Source organism: Stieleria tagensis, from assembly GCF_024129865.1.
GTDB lineage: Bacteria > Planctomycetota > Planctomycetia > Pirellulales > Pirellulaceae > Stieleria > Stieleria tagensis.
In genome coordinates, this window is the sequence record NZ_JAMYFE010000033.1 from 124,137 (window position 1) to 141,097 (window position 16,961).

The following is a 16,961-nucleotide window of genomic DNA, read 5'->3' on the forward strand; positions in this document are numbered from 1 at the left end:
TGAAGGTTGAACTCCAACGGTTTGGAGGTTGGAGTTCACGCTTTAGCGTGCCGGAGCCTGGATAGCCGCATCCCGGCGCATGTGGCAACCTGAAGGTTGAACTCCAACGGTTTGGAGGCCAGGATCCCCTTAGGCGGCGGCGCGGCGTGGAGCGTGGTTGTGCTGCGGTAGGCTGAGCACACGTGCCAGTTGATCGGCTGACGCGACGCTGTCCAAGTCGACTGCGCGACGGATCGCTGCCAGCTGTGATCGATGGCGAACCATACCGATCATCTCGCCGATAGACCCATTGCCCAAGAGCGCTGTGCTGAGCATCTCGGTGAAGCTGGGGCCGGGTTCGCCTGGCAAAATTCGAGTCCGAATGGCTGCTAGATGTTGGCCGCGCTGTGCGTCCGAGGGGCTAGCCAAACTGACCAAGCCGGGGGCATGGATCAGCGAATCGTTGGCGGTGGCGATTGACCATCCGGCTTGTCGCAACAAGCATCCAAACGCATAGCTGACGGCAACCGGATCGTTCATCGCCGGAGCGACGGCGCTGAGCAAGTCACCGAGCACGCGTCGGCGGATAAAGCAGCTGTTGATAAAAAAGCCGCTGACTGGTTTTCCGGGACCGCCGCGGCGACCCGCTTTGCTATAGGGTTGGCAGTAGCGTCCAGCCGTATCCACCCAGCCCGCTGGAACAGATTGCTGGGCATCGTCATCAAAGATCATGGGATCCACGGCAGCGACATCGGCGGTTTCGAAGCGATCCAGCGCATCGGTCAACCAATCCGCAGTCGCGGTCTTTCCTTGGCCCAGCACATGCACGATGGGGGCATGGGTCGCGTCGAAGGCGTCACGCACCAAATCGATCAAGTTGCTCGAGCGTGCGATGACAAAGTCGATTTCTTCGCCCAGTTCGAACGGGTCGGTGTAGCCGCCATTGTGGGCGACGATCACCTGAGACTCCTCGGTTTGGTTTTCAAGCACGCTCAGTAACGTCTGCTCAAATGCAGCATCATCTCGCTGCAATGGAATCACGATCGAGACACGGGGTGTCCGCGGGAATTTCGGCACCGGGAAGCTCCAATAATGCGGGTGGAATCGATGGCCTGGGAAGGACAATCGGAACTCCGGTCGCACTTTATTCAGTCGTTCACTTACCCGACGCACCGGAATTGAGGCGGCCATGCCAGCCCAAAGCCGGTCGAGAGCTATATTCGGAAAAGTTTACCAGCCAACGGGGGTGAGCGATGTCTGCGTCGCGGCAGGAGATCGGTCCCCGGGCCACTCTCTGGCACATCGCGATTTCTGGTGCATCGCGAGCGACTTACTTCCAAGCCGACTTCAATCGCCGTGTTTTTCGCGGAGCCGGCCGGAGAGTCGAAGCATCAGTTGGATGCGTTCAAATTCGTCCAACCATTGCTGTGTCACAGCGGCTAGCAGATCGACGTTGACCGCACCAATTCCGGTGGGGCAACTGGGGCCAAGTTGGGTTTCTGCCATGTGGCGATAGGTTGCCAAGGTGCGATCGCCATAGCGGCCGCAAACGAAATTATCTTCGCTTAAAAACAGCACCGACGGGACGCGATGGCCGCCACAGGTCGACACGGCGTCGGCAAATTCGCTGTGATCATCGCGGTCAAAGAAGCGGACTTGAATCTTTTCGTTGGCGGCGGCAAAGAAATCGAAAATCGGACATTGGTTGATGCAATCCCCGCACCACGCACCGGCGGAAACCAACACCTTCATCTGTCGCTGAAACCCCTCCAGCAGGGTGCGCTGTTGCTCCGACAACTGGACTTGCCCATGCACGGCGGCCCAACGCAAACGTTGAGACTCGCTGGCATAGTTTGTCAGGAATGTTTCGTAGGCTTGGCCCTGGTCGAATAACGCGGCGTAGTCGAGCGACATAAAAGTTTGCGGGGAAAACGAGCGTGGGGAAACAAAAACAGGCGATGCAGTAGGCATCGCCCGAGGTCGGTAGTTTGGGGTCGAAAGTTGGGCTTTGGGAAGGCCGGAGAGGGTCGGCCGCCCTCTATCGCTGTTCGACGGGGACCGTTTTTCGGCTGGTCTGGCCGGTGTAAACCTGGCGTGGCCGATTGATACGATTGCGCGGGTTGGCGTGCAATTCTTTCCAGTGGGCGATCCAACCGGGCAAGCGGCCGATGGCGAACAACACCGTAAACATCTGAACCGGAATCCCCATCGCGCGATAAATCACGCCAGAATAGAAATCGACATTCGGATAAAGTTTTCGTTCGACGAAGTATTCGTCTTTGAGTGCGACTTCTTGTAGCTGTTGTGCGACTTCGAATAGCGGGTCATCGATCTTTAGTTTTGCCAGTAGCTTGTCACAGCAGGCGCGAATGATTTGTGCCCGGGGATCAAAGTTCTTGTAGACCCGGTGCCCAAAGCCCATCAAGCGAAAGTTGCTGTTCTTGTCCTTGGCCATGTCAACGTACTTTTTGACGTTGCCACCATCCGCGGCGATCTGCTCCAGCATATTCACACAAGCTTCATTGGCGCCGCCGTGCAGCGGCCCCCAAAGTGCTCCGATACCAGCGGAGATCGAGGCGAACAGGTTGGCATTGCTGCTGCCGACCATTCGCACCGTAGACGTGCTGCAGTTCTGTTCGTGATCGGCATGCACGATCAGCAACAGGTTCAATGCCTCGGCAAAATCGGGGTCCACCACATGGTCTTCGGCCGGTGTGGCGAACATCATGTGCAAGAAATTTTCGCAGTAGGACAGGTCGTTGCTGGGATACATGAACGGCTGGCCCATCGATTTCTTGTAGCTGTACGCTGCAATCGTCGGCAGTTTGGCCAGCAAGCGATAGATCGAGATTTCGACTTGATCCGGATCATCGACTTGCATCGAGTCTTGATAGAATGTCGACAGTGCACCGACCACGCTACTTAGAATCGCCATCGGGTGCGCATCACGCGGAAACCCGTTGTAGAACGATCGCATGTCTTCGTGGATCATGGTGTGATCACGAATTCCGCTGCGGAACTCTGTCGCTTGGTCGGCGTTGGGCAGTTCGCCGTTGATCAACAGGTAGGCGATTTCGACAAAGTCGCAGTTGGCCGCGAGATCTTCGATGGCATAGCCGCGATAGCGTAGGATGCCTTTTTCGCCATCCAAAAACGTAATCGAACTGCGGGTGCTGCCGGTATTCACGAATCCTTCGTCGATCGTGATCATTCCGGTGCGGCTTCGCAGCGCCGAAATATCGATGGCTCGTTCGCCCTCGGAGCCTTCGATCAGGGGAAGTTCGATTTCTTGATCACCGTAACTGAAGCGAACCGTACCGACGTCTTGGGCATCTAAATTCAAGCTTGAACTCATCAGGGGGTCCGGAAAAATATGATGGGCGGTTCAGAATCGGTGGGCAGCAATTGCATCCTTCGGCATTGTGGGACCGGGCACCAGAGTCAATGTGGCCAAGAGGTCTGGTCCACTGATTCAAATTGCATGAATTCTCTGTCCGCCGTACGCGGTGACCCACATGCGAAGTGTACCTTGAGAACCGTTGGCCGACAATTAGTCGACCTGTCTTTGGGGTGTCAGCGAAGCCGACGCGCGATTGCAAATAGCGCCGGCAGCGGCGGGATACGAGCCAGCAAGCGGGGGCTAGCGGAGGTGAGATTCTAGATTGGGGTCACGAAAAAGATTGACAGCCTGTAACATTCCCTGCATCGGCGAACACCTTCTTCGACTCGCAACCCCGAGAGACACGCACGGCAAATGTCCGCGCAGGAAACATCCAACGGCGGAATCTTTCGGTTCCTGATCGACAATTCGCTGCTGTTGCTGATCGGTGCGGTGACAGCGTTGGTTTGGGCCAATTGGGCGGATCAGATCGGCAGTCCGTCCTACCACGACTTGATTCACTTTGATGTTCGCACGCTGTGGGGCGGCGACGACCACGCGGTCCCCAGTGACGACAACCACCATTGGTATTTGGTGTCGTTCATCATCAACGATGTTTTGATGGCCCTGTTCTTTGCGATCGCGGCCAAAGAGGTTTGGGAATCATTGCTGCCCGGTGGAGCGCTGTCGAACCCTCGGAAAGCCGCCACGCCGTTGTTGGCGACCCTGGGCGGAATCATCGGTCCGGCCATGATCTATTTGATCGGCGCGTACGCCACCGGAACCTATGCCCAGCTCGGCCATGGCTGGGCGGTGCCCTGTGCGACGGACATCGCGTTTAGTTACTTGGTCGCACGGCTGGTGTTCGGCGCCGGCCATCCGGCGGTCGCATTCCTGTTGTTGTTGGCGATCGCCGATGACGCAGCAGGCCTGTTGATCCTGGCGGTGTTTTATCCCTCGGCGCCGATCGAACCGGCGTGGTTACTCTTGACCGCCGCCGCGATGGGGTTGGCGGTTGGCTTGCGCAAATGGAAAATCCGTTCACACTGGTTGTACATTCTCGGCCCCGGGGTCTTGGCCTGGTACTCGTTTTATTCGGCGCACATCCATCCCGCGCTGGGATTGGTCCCGATCATCCCGTTTTTGCCAAGTGCCACGTCGGACTTAGGGATTTTTGCCGCAGACGAACGGCAGCGTGATGACACGCTCAATATGTTCGAACACTTTTGGCGAACACCGGTCGAGTTCATCCTGGGGCTGTTCGGCTTGGTCAATGCCGGTGTCGTGTTTAGCAGTGTCGGCACCGGGACTTGGTTGGTGCTGGGCGGATTGTTCTTAGGCAAACCACTGGGGATCACCGCCATGACGTTGTTGGCGGAAAAAGGATTTCGCCTGCAAACACCTGCGGGGATGGATTACCGTCATATCGCCACCTTGGGTTTGATTTCCGGAATTGGTTTCACCGTCGCACTGTTCGTCTCGGTGGCTGCCTTTCCCATCTCCGGTGCGATCCAGGATTCAGTCAAAATGGGGGCGCTCCTCAGTTTTTTGGCAGCCCCCGTAGCGATCGTGGTTGGCAAAATGCTAGGGATTCAACCCAGCGATGCCGACGATGATCACTCGGCCAACGCTGCTGACAGCTAATACAAGCCATAATTGCGTCATAGTGATTCACCACGCCAACGGATGAACTAGATGGAAACCAACCAGATCGACCCGGAAAGTCTGCCGCCCGAAGCCATCGGAGAATGTGAACTCGAACGACCACAACCGGCCGATGAACCGATCACCCCGCAACCCGCCGGCGGTGAAAGCGCAGACCTCTTTGATGAGATGCGTGCGACGATTGATCGTTTGGAAAAAGACCGCACCGCACGCGGCGATCTAAAAATTCTCTCGCGCACCCTCTTGGAATTGCGTTACGCGTTCAAAGTGTTTCGCCCCTACAGACGGCGTCGCAAGGTCACGATTTTTGGTTCGGCGCGCACTCAACCCGATCACCCCGATTATCAATCGGCCGTTGCGTTGGGCCGGCAAATGGCGGTTCACGGCTGGATGGTAATCACCGGCGCCGGCGGCGGGATTATGGAAGCCGGCCATGTCGGGGCTGGGAAAGAAGCATCGATGGGATTGAACATCATGCTGCCGTTCGAACAGGGTGCCAATCACGTCATCGAAGGCGACCCGAAACTGGTGACGATGAAGTATTTCTTCACACGCAAGTTGATGTTCGTCAAAGAGTGTAGCGCGGTGGTTTGCTGTCCCGGTGGTTTTGGAACGCTGGACGAAGCGCTGGAGACGTTGACGTTGATGCAAACCGGCAAGCAAACCATGTTGCCGCTGGTGTTGCTGGACCACCCACACGGCAGTTATTGGAGCGATCTGGGCAAGTTCATCGACAAACAATTACTCGACGGCGGAATGATCAGCCCTGATGACGTGTCGCTGTATCGAATCACCAACGACGTCAACGTTGCGATCGATGAAATCCTGACATTCTACCGTCGCTATCACAGCATGCGCTATGTCCGGGATCGATTGGTGTTTCGGTTGAAGGAACGATTGTCTGACGAGAAAATGGAACAAATTCGATCCGAGTTCACCGATATCTTGGTTTCGGGCGGATTTGAACAACGATCGGCCCTGTCCGAAGAAGCGGGGGAACCCGATTTGGCGGGGCTGCCGCGACTGGTGTTCCATTTCAACCGCCGCGCGTTGGGGCGGTTGCGTTCATTGATCAATTGCATCAACGTCGACTGAACGAATTGCCAGGATTTGGCCACCGCAATCGATTGCGGTGGGTTTTCACGCCCTTTTTTCGCTTCGGGCGCCCGGTTTCCGGAAGTCAATCGAAGGCCGTCTGGGTATGATGTCCGGTAGCGAACCCGAGTGTTCGTCCCACCGTTTTGCCCTTTCATTTGAGAAGCGATTTACCCATGACGAAGATTTCTCGCCGACGCTTTGTCGGTTCAACCGCCACCGCTGCCGCCGGTTTGACCCTGACGTCCGCACTTCCAGGACGCAGTCTGCGGGCGGCCAACGCGAACGACGAGATTAACCTGGGCTTTATTAGTTGTGGCGGTCGCGCCGGCGGTTTGATGGGACAATTCGACAAGGTCGACGGCGTCAATATCGCCGGTCTCTGTGATGTCGACGAAAAACGTCTTGGTTTGGCGAAAGAGCGTTTTCCAAAGGCCCAAGGGTGGACGGATCTGCGAGAGTTGATCGACGCACCCGGAATTGACGCCGTCGTGGTCGCCACCTGCAACCACTGGCATTGCTTAGCCGCCATTTGGGCAATGCAAGCCGGCAAGGACGTGTATGTGGAAAAACCACTGTCGCACAGCCAGTGGGAAGGCCGCCAGACCGTCAACGCCGCGCGCAAGTACAACAAGATTTGCCAAATCGGAACCCAGCAACGGTCCGATCCGATGCAGGCCGAAATCAAACGGTTTCTGCACGAAGAAAAAGCGCTGGGTGAAATCAAGTCGGCACGCGTCAATCGCTACGGTGTCCGCCCCTCGATCGGCAAACGCGACACGCCATTGAAGATCGAGAAAGACATCGCCTATGACCTCTGGCTGGGGCCGGCTGCCGACGAACCGTTGTTCCGTGAAAAACTGCACTACGATTGGCACTGGGATTGGAACACCGGCAGTGGCGAAATGGGCAACTGGGGCGTGCACGTCCTGGATGATTGCCGCAACAATATCTTCCAAGACAAAGTCGCCTTGCCACAGCGCGTGCTCGGCGGTGGCGGCCGTGTGGTCTACAACGATGCTGGCGAAACCCCGAACGTGCACTTTGCATACTTCGACACCGGTTCGATCCCGGTGGTGATCGGGTTGAGCAATTTGCCGTCACAGCCGGGCGGTAAGAAAAGCCCTGAGCATCCCGGACCTGCCAGCGGTTACATGGCCTATTGCGAAGGCGGTCGTTTCGAAGGCCAGCGTGGCCGTGCCGTCGCCTTCGATAACGATGGCAAGAAAATCAAGGAGTTCAAAGGCAACGGGGATGTCAAACACCAACAGAACTTCATCGATGCCGTTCGCGCTCAAGATCGCTCGATTCTGAATGCGGAAATCGCTGTCGGCAACGATAGCACGGGCTGGTGCAATCTGGCGAATGTCGCGTTCCAAGCCGGCGAGAGCTACAGCCGCGAACGCGCTCAGGAAGTCAAGTTGGATGAGTGGTCCGCGCTGTTGGGAGACATGGAAAAGCATCTCGAAGCGCACGACTTGAAACTCGATAGCGACCAAATCAAACTCAGCCCGATGTTGGAACTTGATTCGAAAACCGAGCAGTTCGTTGGCAACGACGCTGCGGCGGCCAATCAATTGCTCAAACGCCAGTACCGCAAGGGATACGAAGTACCTGAAATCTCGTAGCGACCTATTGAGCGTTGACATCGCCGTCTGGCGGTGCCGTTTTCGTCGACGTGTAGATTTCATGGATTGCCAGGCAGAGTGAAGTGCCAAGCACACAGTCAATCGGGCGGAAGGTGTAGGCTGTTAGCAGTCTCACCTGCCGCCCGATTTTTTTATGTTCACAGCATCTACCGCATCTCGGTTCTCCCGCTTTGGCGACACAATCGCCTGCGCTATCGTTTTGTGCCTGCTGGGCTGGAGTGGCGGCCTGGGCGGCGACGTCACGGCCGCCTCCCCGGGTGAAGGTGGCTCCGCGCCCACGCTACTCACGCTGGGCGATCTGGCGCGGAACTACGGCCGCAGGGACGTCAAATCGCTGCCGGTCGATCTGACGGTGTTCGTCAGCTATTGGGACCATCGCGACGAGGCCGTGTTTGTCCAGGATCCCTATGAAGCGTGCTACTTGGATGTGCCGCACGCGATGTTTGAACGCTTTCCATGCCTTGCCCCCGGCACCGAATTGCATGTGCGTGGCAAACTGGTATTGGACGGTCATTATGTGCATGTCGACAGCGTCGAATTGACGGGTTTTAAGCAACCGATTGAACCAAAGAGTGTGCGAATCCATGAACTTTCGCTGGGTGACTGGTGGTCCCATTGTGTTGTCACGACGGGAACCGTTTTGGAAGTCGCACAATCCGGTCGCCAATGGACAGCCGCGTTGGATTCCCACGGGACATTGTTCACCGTGCATCGGTTCGACGAACAATCCGCGTTCAACTGGTCCGATTTAATCGGCAAGTGCGTTCAGGTCACCGGAACACTCAGTTGCGAAATGGATTTTAACGGCCAGCCCTTTCGATACGTTGTGCGGACCAATGAGTTGGGAGAAGTGATGCAAGTGGTGACTGGTCCCTGTCAGTCGGGCAAATCCGCCGCTGATGACGATCCCAAATCATCGCCGTCCGTTTCACCCGGCAGGTCAGCCGCGCGTGCGATGGACGTCAGCGAGTTGAGGTCCGCAGGCATCCCGGACGATGGAGCGATCACGCTGGCAGGGCAAATCACTTCTGTGACCGACGCCGAGGGCTATTTGATTGAATCTGGCGGTAAAGGACTGTTTGTTCGGTCTGCGTTGGCCAATCGACGGCTGTTGGGCGATCTGGTCGACGTTTCGTTGTGCCGACAACAAGACAACAAATGCCAACTCAAATCGTTGCGGTCGCATGCGTTTCGTAGCATCCCCCCGCCTCCATTGGTTGCGGCTGATTCGATCAATGTCGAACAACTGCCCTACCGCGCTTGCATGCGTGCCAATTTGATTGCCAGTCACAGCGTGGGCACCAAGCGGGTCATCACGTTGCGCGACGGCCAGACTCCCTTTGTTGCGATTTGTGATGTCGAAGATCCGTTGTGGGAAAAATTCAATCTGAATGGTGTTCGCCAGTTGTCCGTCACGGGGATGGTGGTTCCCCTGCCACCGGAAGCTGGGCGTCTTGATGAGTCGGGCAAGGCGAGCTTTGCCATCGAATTACCTGGAATCGACAGCATTCAAATCATTTCGCGGTGGTGGCAACTGTCCTCATCGACGGCAATCATTTCGCTGGCCTCGATCGCACTGGTTTGCACAACCGGCATGGTTTGTTTCGCGATCCTGTGGTTGCGCGTCCAGCACGCCGACCGCACCAACGAGCGGTTGGCCATGCAGTTGGTGCAGAGTCAGAAAATGGACGCGCTGGGACGTTTGGCCGGTGGCGTGGCCCATGATTTCAACAATTTGTTGACTGGTATTTCGGCAAACTTGGAATTGGTCGATCGCCGCACGCCGTTAGAGAACGATCAACGGCAACAGTGTCTGGATTCGGCCCGTCGATGTACCCGCCAAGCAACTAAATTGGTTCGTTCGCTGCTCGGTTTTTCCCGACAAGCCAATTTGGAACTGGAACTCGGATCGATCAATCAAGCGATCGAGGATGCGGTGCTGCTGGCGAAAGCAACCCTAGGGCCAAATATCCAATTTCACCTTGATTTGTATTCGGATTTGCCGGCGTGCCGATTCGACAAACCCCAGCTAGAACAGGTCTTTTTCAATTTGTGCATCAATGCCCGTGATGCGATTTGTGGACGTGGTGGCCGCAGGGACGTCCAAGGCAGCATCGACATTCAATCCACTCTGCTGGTTGATTCCGATCGCAATCCATTCGTCGAAATTAGTGTTCGTGATGCCGGGGAAGGAATGGACCGAGAAACGGTGGCACGTATTTTTGAACCGTTTTTCACCACCAAACCAGTTGGTGAAGGAACCGGGTTGGGGCTGTCACTGGCCTACGGAGTGATCAAGCAGCATGGCGGGACGATTGAATGCCAAAGTGAGCGAGGTGTGGGGACGCAGTTCACCATTCGCTTGCCTGCGGAAAGCAAGATTCAACTGAATCGTTCAGAACCGGTTGCGCCACCGGCGGTCGCGACGAACACCCCGTCGTATTCGATTCTGTTGATCGACGATGACGACAGTGTTCGCGCGGTGACAAAGCTGAGCTTGGAAACGCTCGGGCACCGCGTGACTGCGATGCAAGATGGTCGGGAAGCAATCCGCAGCCTCGCTGATGGAGCCGCCGTGGATCTGGTGATCCTAGACCTGTTGATGCCGATGATTTCTGGGAGGGAGGTTTACCGTGAAATCCGTGCATGCAGACGCGAATTGCCAATCATCGTTTGCAGCGGCCTATTAACCGAAGTCGACAAGATTCGGCAGGAGACGGGAATCGAACCCGATGCCTATTTAGCCAAGCCCTTTCAATTGGTCGATTTGCAGGAAACCATTCAACGAGTTGTCAACGCATCGTAGCTGGACCGGTCACGGTTCAGATTCCCTGTGATTCAGACCGACTGAACCCTGGCGGGATCAGCTACGTTCCATCGCACCCGTAGCTGGACCGGCCACGGTTCAGATTTCCTATGATTCAGACCGACTGAACCCTGGCGGGCCCAGCTACGTTTCTCACCCCCGTAGCTGGACCGGCCACGGTTCAGATTCCCTGTGATTCAGACCGACTGAACCCTGGCGGGCCCAGCTACGACGATTCTCTCCCACCCGTAGCTGGACCGGCCACGGTTCAGATTCCCTGTGATCCAGACCGACTGAACCCTGGCGAGCCCAGCGACGTTCCATCGCACCCGTAGCTGGGCCGGCCACGGTTCAGATTCCCTGCGATTCAGACCGACTGAACCCTGGCGGGCCCAGCTACGTTCCATCGCACGCGTAGCTGGGCCGGCCACGGTTCAGATTCCCTGCGATTCAGACCGACTGAACCCTGGCGGGCCCAGCTACGACGATTCTCTCCCACCCGTAGCTGGACCGGCCACGGTTCAGATTTACTGTGATTCAGACCGACTGAACCCTGGCGGGCCCAGCGACGTTCCATCGCACCCGTAGCTGGACCGGCCACAGTTCAGATTCCCTGCGATTCAGACCGACTGAACCCTGGCGGGCCCAGCGACGACGATTCTCTCCCACCCGTAGCTGGACCGGCCACGGTTCAGATTCCCTGCGATTACCCAATTGGCCCCAGCTACGACGCGGATTGTTCCGACAACCCTTGGGGCTTTTTCTCGAGTTCCTGCAGGACACGCTCCGGCGTGGCGGTACGCCGCGGTCGTGTCGTTTTCCAAGCAGCCAAAATCGCGATCGTCCCCAAGCCGACTGCTGCTCCCACAACGTTAGAAATAATGTTCGGAGGCAGTCGACGCTCTAAAGCCGAGGCCATGGTGAATGCCCAATTGGTCATCTGCCACTTCGGGTCATAGGTCAATGGTTGATAGTCGTTGTAGTGCAGTTGCATCGAATAGGGAATCAGCGCCGCCATCAGTGCGACCACGACCAATGCCGCCAGACCGAGTTCCACTCGCGGATTGTTGCGCAAACGAATCACATACATTAACAATCGAACGATCACTAAAAAAGAAATCAAATAGGCGACAAACAGCAGCGCCGGTTGCCCAAAGAAACGTCTCAACTGGCTGCTGTAAATGCCACGCGCGATCCCGGATCGGCTGATCCAAGACAACGAGGCCTGCTGCATCACCGTCAGGATGCTCAGCACGATGATCGTGAAGACCAGTCCAGTCGTTGGCCCCGGGGTAAGCCAGGTCAGCACCAATCGTCCCAGGAAACTACTGGGCAATTCACGACGAATCCGCGGTGTGATCGTCGACCGTTCGCCGACCATCAACGCGCCACAAAACGTCCACACACCCGCGATCACAAACATCCCAAAGAAATAGATTGGTAGCCCGCTACTGCGCAGCACCAGTACGGCCAGGGCGATGGTTGACACGCACACCGTTGTGAAAGCCAGCAGCGACAAACGAACCGCGGTTGATCGATTCTCGGTTTCCGGTGTCAACTGAGCCGCCGTCGACGTCAGCATCAGATGCCCCAGAGAAAATGCAACCGCAGTGCTGGCGACGACGTAGAACAACAATTCACTTTGCGACAGCGGATTGCCATAAAAAATCATCCCAAACACCATCGCGCCCATTGCATACTCGGCCAGCACCAACAGAAAGATCAGCGCCAGCAATGCCGACACGCGTCCTGATCGGCCACGCGCCGTCGGTGCGAAAAACAATCCGACCACGGTCAGCAGCAATCCGGCGACGCCGAGTGACGCGACGATCAGCAAGGTGGTTGGCAAATCCACGCCACGCAGCGAATAGGCATATGCCAAACAGGGAAACAATGTCACAAAGTAAAGCAGCATTTGTAGCGATGCACTGCCTAGTTTTCCCAACACGATCTGCCAGGGTGACAGCGCGGTGATCGACAGTAACTCTAGTGTCCCGTCATCAATCTCGGCCTCCAACGATCGATAGGCCGCGATCGGGACCACCATCAACATCGGTAGCGCTAGCACGGCGTAGTAGCCGATCATCATCCGCGGTGCGGACGGTGTGGTGTAGATCTGCGGCATCATCGAAAGACTGCCTGCAATCGTCCATGCCAGCGCGGCAAATAAGATCATCGAAAACGTGACAACAAACTGACGGCTTTTGAGCGACTGACGCGTCTCTTTGACCAGGATCGGATTGATTCGATCTCCCGTCCGCGCGCACCAGCGATCCAATTTGTCCAACCAGTCGGAATGGGGGCTCGCGATTTCTGCCGTCGTGTCGATTGTTGCCATGGGGGTATCAAGCAGGGGGAGGGAAATGAATCGTCACTGCACCAAGCCTTCGGTGACCTGCAGGAAAACATCCTCCAAGCTTTTCTTTTCCGCCCGGACTTCGGCGACCTCAAATCCGCTGTTGACCAGGTGCGTGACCAAGGCGGCTTGGGCACTCATGTCACCGCCGAACCCGAAACGAATGAATTGGCCGTCAATGATCGCGTTGTCCATCAAGACCGATTCGCCAAACCCTTTCAAAGCCTCGATGACGTCGTCTTGGCGATTCAGGATTCGCATCGTCAATTCCAGTTGGTTTTGACGTTCGGCCTGGATCTGATCGACACTGCCGGTCGCCAGCAACTGGCCCTGTTCGATGATCGCCACCGAATCGCAGACCTCAGCCAGTTCCGTCAGGATGTGACTGCTAATCAGAATCGTTTTGCCGCGGTCAGCCAATTGGCGGATCATCTGTCGCAACTCGATCCGTGCCCGCGGGTCCAGCCCAGCTGCGGGTTCATCCAAGATCAGGACTGCCGGATCATGGATCAGTGCTCGCCCCAAACACAGTCGCTGTTTCATGCCTTTGCTAAGCCCGCGGATCGGCTTGTTGGCCATTCCCTCGGTGCCGGTGAAGTTCAAAACCCACTGCAACCGCTGACTGCGATGACGGCCGACTAGCCCATAGGCGCGGGCGAAAAAATCCAAGTACTCACTGCAGTTGACATCCCGGTAAGTCCCGAAGGCATCCGGCATGAATCCCAATCGTTTTCGCACCAGTTCGGGGTCGTTGACGACCGAAAATCCATCCACATAAGCGTCGCCATAGCTAGGCAAATCCAGCGTTGCCAAAATCCGCATCGAAGTGGTTTTGCCCGCCCCGTTGGGACCGATGTAGCCAAAGACTTGGCCGCGACCGACACTAAACGTGACATCGTTGACCGCTTTGGTGTCGCCAAAAAAGCGATGCAAGCGGCGCAGTTCGATGCAGTCGGACCCGGACGAATGAACGGCAATCATTTGATTGTCCCCAACACAAAACGAATACTGTGCACCACTTCGGCACCTTCGACCGCAATGGCATCTTGACTGGGACGACTCACGCCGACGAACATTCCCGGCGGCAAGTCGCCTTTGACAAACATGCTGGAATTCAACCAGGTTTCAAAACTGCCATCGGTGACTGCACTGCTACCGGGGTTGATTTGGCGATTGACGTACAACATCAGATCGCGAAACGACTGTCCAGGTCGCGATCCGGTGGCTTCTGATACCGCTCCGACCGCGCGGTATCGGTTGTACAGCATTCCCAGCAATCGGGAGGGAGCTTGGATGTCGATGATCCCTTTTGCGGCGACGGTTTCGCCGGCCGGCAACGCGTCGGCCGACCAATAGCGGCCGTCGTGGGACCGCAGCACCAGTTCACGCAGATCAAACGGCAAGCTGCTGGAAATCGCAACGGTCGTTTGATTGGGACGCTTGCCACCCGAATCAAACGGTTCCAGTTCGGCCATCTCCACCACGCCCAAACCGTGCCGCATGCGATGCGAAACAAATTGCGATTGCGTGCGCGACGGTAGAGCCGACGGCGCGAACCGTTGTTCGTTCTGGCCAAGTGTCAAACGCAATCGAACTTCGCCGACTTGGCTGGGTAAATCATCCCATCCGACCTGGCTGCTGCCGGGATAGACCATCACCTCGGCATCGGCTTCAAATTTCAATCCCTGGGCGGGGCTGATTCCGGCAAACAGTGTCGATCGCGTGCGTTCGGCGGCGTCACCGCTCGCACCGTCGATCCAAGTGATCTGTCGTACCCGCGTGACCGTGCCGAAGCCGTCGGCGACAATGCTGTAGGCGAACATGGCTGCTGTGGTCAGCAATGCCAGCACCGGCGCGATCAAGAACATCAGGTGCGAACGATGTCCGCGTGTTGTCCAGCGATAGGCGATCGGGCCGACCAGCAATACAAACAGCGTCAACACGCCCATGAAGGTGTACACCGGCGGTTCGGCAACGCCTGGGATTAACCAGCGGCGGTTGCGTCCATCACCCATCAACGGGTCGACGCCTCGCTCGAGCATCGCGGAACGACGGAAACCGTCCATCCGTTGCAACAGCTTGAGTGAAAGTGATGTGTCCAGTTGATCCGCTGGTAAACCGATCACGGTGCCCACCGATGCGCGACGCAGCACGGCTTGTTTCCATGTCGATTCAAATGCGTCCACTTCCGTGTTCAACTGGGCGATTGATTGCTTTGCCTTTCGTTCGTTCTCTCGTCGTATCGTCCGTTCCGATTCCGTCAGCTGGGCTGAACCGAACGGCATCATTTCGCTACTCGTTTCGATCGCTTGTTGGTCTTCCAATACCTGCTCACGAATCCTGTGGCGCGTTGCCTGGAAACCATCATCAAAGATTTGTGACTCGGTCAGCGACAGCCCCAACAATTCTTCTAACTCGTCAGAGTGGTCGATTCGCATCACCACCAGCGTGCCGCCCATCATCACCCAGTCACGAATCATGTTCCGCTTGTCGTTGGGCAGCGTGTTCGGTTGATCCTCGGCCAATTGATCTCGATCGATGACCAGGCAATCCACATCACGCATCCGCCGCCAATCGACCGGCACTTGTTCGGGCTGGCAGGTCTGCCAAGCGGCCGGATAGGTATTTATCGAAACTCGATCGGATGCAAATCGGTCCAGCGGTAATTCAGGATAGTGCTTGGGGTCGGTGCCCAAAAACAGCACATTGCTGCGAAATTCATTGGTCAAAATGGTCTGCGGCGACTTCCTCGCATAGGCTGGGAATAGCGTGCCCACTTCTGTTTGGTAGTCGGGCAACGGCACACCGTCTTCGATGATTTCAACGCGATAGGTATTGCCCAGGGTCCATTTGGGAAAGGATCGCGAAACACTGACTTGACGCTTTCCCTGTTCGAACGCGATCGGCAACTCAACGACCATCGCATGCTCGGCTGGCATCTGCCGATCGATCGGGGTCAACCGAACGGTTAACAAGCGATCGGCTGACAATGGTCCCAGCGTGGTATCCAATGTGACATCCAAACCGACGTATCCGACTCCGAACAGATTGCTGATCTCGATGGTCGCGTTGAACCCGCCGGCGGCCGGTCGGTTTCCTGCAATCCCGGGTTTGGGTAAGACGACACGGGTATTCGATAGGATCTCCGGCAATTCGAATTGGGCCGCACAGTGTGGTGCGGCCAGACCGAACAGCATGCAGACCAGGATCAACCTTTGCAGGACCATTGCGAACGTGTCACGGGCTGGTAGATCGCGACCGTTCGGTGCGACGCAACGGGAGAGCGAATTCGGCATCAGTTTGTCGGCTCTCGAGGCGCAAAGATCTGGGGTGGCAACTGGCCATCTGCAAACGGGCTGTTGGTCTGTGAAGATTGGTCTCGGCCGATCGGCACAAGCAACAAGAACCAGCCGATCAATTGAAGATTGACCAGCCAGATCGATTGCTGGAAAAAACCGAACGTCCCAATGGGCATGCCGACGACTCTGCTGACCAGCAGCAGTAGGGAACCGATCAGGAGCGCGATTCCAATCGGTTTTGGAAAAAACGAGATCGCCCAAACGATCGAAAACACAATGGCCGAGAGCAACAGCATTGCCAGCGCAAAAAAAACACCAACAGCAGCGGCGGCCGCATAGGTCCCGCCCTGGTCGGCAGCGTACACGACGGCGATCACGACGGCAGAGACCGCGGTAAGTATCAGCAGCGATTGAAACGACACCCGGGGCAGCAACCGACTTCGCAGCACCGGCTCTGAATCAGCCTCACGTCCATGCAAAGATTCTATTTCCATCGTTTGATCGAAAAGGAGAAGAGAAAGTCCGCGTCCAATTTGCCCAGACGCATGGTTTCCTATTCTAACAGTCTGTCGCCACGCCACGTGGCATCGGCGGGGGCCGAAATCTGGAAATGCTTCCAGGTTTGGACAATCAGCGACGTTTGATTCTGGTCGGCATGCACAAGCCGCACACGGTGGCCGAAGGTCACGCTAAAATTCGGCTGCTGGTGATGATTCAAACGCAGGGAATTTGC

General features: G+C 56.6%; 12 protein-coding genes. 4 read left to right on the forward strand and 8 right to left on the reverse strand.

Annotated elements, in window-relative coordinates; all coding sequences use genetic code 11:
• Positions 1–129 precede the first annotated feature (129 nt).
• The 3 genes from NHH03_RS06970 to NHH03_RS06980 all read right to left on the reverse strand — a co-directional run bounded on the left by NHH03_RS06970 (position 130) and on the right by NHH03_RS06980 (position 3,334).
• Entirely contained in the window at positions 130–1,056 is a 927-nt protein-coding gene (locus NHH03_RS06970; protein ID WP_253155038.1) for a glycosyltransferase family 2 protein, read from the reverse strand.
• 270 nt (positions 1,057–1,326) lie between these two features.
• A complete protein-coding gene (locus NHH03_RS06975) occupies positions 1,327–1,893 on the reverse strand; it encodes a thioredoxin family protein (protein WP_253155039.1) in 567 nt (188 codons plus the stop codon).
• Positions 1,894–2,017: 124 nt separating this feature from the next.
• Positions 2,018–3,334, reverse strand: a complete 1,317-nt coding sequence (locus tag NHH03_RS06980) for a citrate synthase (RefSeq protein ID WP_253155040.1) — start codon at positions 3,332–3,334, stop codon at positions 2,018–2,020.
• A 399-nt stretch (positions 3,335–3,733) separates the two neighbouring features.
• On the opposite strand from NHH03_RS06980, the gene NHH03_RS06985 reads away from it, so the two are divergent.
• The 3 genes from NHH03_RS06985 to NHH03_RS06995 all read left to right on the forward strand — a co-directional run bounded on the left by NHH03_RS06985 (position 3,734) and on the right by NHH03_RS06995 (position 7,746).
• Positions 3,734–5,002: a Na+/H+ antiporter NhaA gene (locus NHH03_RS06985; protein ID WP_253155041.1), complete on the forward strand. Its 1,269-nt coding sequence runs from the start codon at positions 3,734–3,736 to the stop codon at positions 5,000–5,002.
• Between the two features lie 51 nt (positions 5,003–5,053).
• Positions 5,054–6,118, forward strand: a complete 1,065-nt coding sequence (locus tag NHH03_RS06990; protein WP_253155042.1) for an LOG family protein — start codon at positions 5,054–5,056, stop codon at positions 6,116–6,118.
• Between the two features lie 176 nt (positions 6,119–6,294).
• Entirely contained in the window at positions 6,295–7,746 is a 1,452-nt protein-coding gene (locus tag NHH03_RS06995; RefSeq protein WP_253155043.1) for a Gfo/Idh/MocA family protein, read from the forward strand.
• A gap of 4 nt (positions 7,747–7,750) precedes the next feature.
• Here the strand turns inward: NHH03_RS06995 and NHH03_RS27865 are convergent, their stop codons facing one another.
• Entirely contained in the window at positions 7,751–7,882 is a 132-nt protein-coding gene (locus tag NHH03_RS27865) for a hypothetical protein (RefSeq protein WP_261364128.1), read from the reverse strand.
• Positions 7,883–7,900: 18 nt separating this feature from the next.
• On the opposite strand from NHH03_RS27865, the gene NHH03_RS07000 reads away from it, so the two are divergent.
• Positions 7,901–10,573, forward strand: coding sequence for a hybrid sensor histidine kinase/response regulator (locus NHH03_RS07000; RefSeq protein ID WP_253155044.1), 2,673 nt, complete (start codon positions 7,901–7,903; stop codon positions 10,571–10,573).
• A gap of 724 nt (positions 10,574–11,297) precedes the next feature.
• Here the strand turns inward: NHH03_RS07000 and NHH03_RS07005 are convergent.
• Genes NHH03_RS07005 through NHH03_RS07020 form a run of 4 tightly spaced genes read right to left on the reverse strand, consistent with a single transcriptional unit; the run spans position 11,298 to position 16,722 of the window.
• Positions 11,298–12,911 carry an ABC transporter permease gene (locus NHH03_RS07005; protein ID WP_253155045.1) on the reverse strand — a complete coding sequence of 538 codons (1,614 nt, stop codon included), beginning with the start codon at positions 12,909–12,911 and terminating at the stop codon, positions 11,298–11,300.
• Positions 12,912–12,944: 33 nt separating this feature from the next.
• A complete protein-coding gene (locus NHH03_RS07010; RefSeq protein WP_253155046.1) occupies positions 12,945–13,910 on the reverse strand; it encodes an ABC transporter ATP-binding protein in 966 nt (321 codons plus the stop codon).
• Positions 13,907–16,225 carry a hypothetical protein gene (locus NHH03_RS07015; RefSeq protein WP_253155047.1) on the reverse strand — a complete coding sequence of 773 codons (2,319 nt, stop codon included), beginning with the start codon at positions 16,223–16,225 and terminating at the stop codon, positions 13,907–13,909. The genes NHH03_RS07010 and NHH03_RS07015 overlap by 4 nt, the downstream gene beginning before the upstream one ends.
• On the reverse strand, positions 16,225–16,722 hold the full coding sequence (locus NHH03_RS07020; RefSeq protein ID WP_253155048.1) for a hypothetical protein: 498 nt from the start codon (positions 16,720–16,722) through the stop codon (positions 16,225–16,227). The genes NHH03_RS07015 and NHH03_RS07020 overlap by 1 nt, the downstream gene beginning before the upstream one ends.
• Positions 16,723–16,961: the final 239 nt, after the last annotated feature.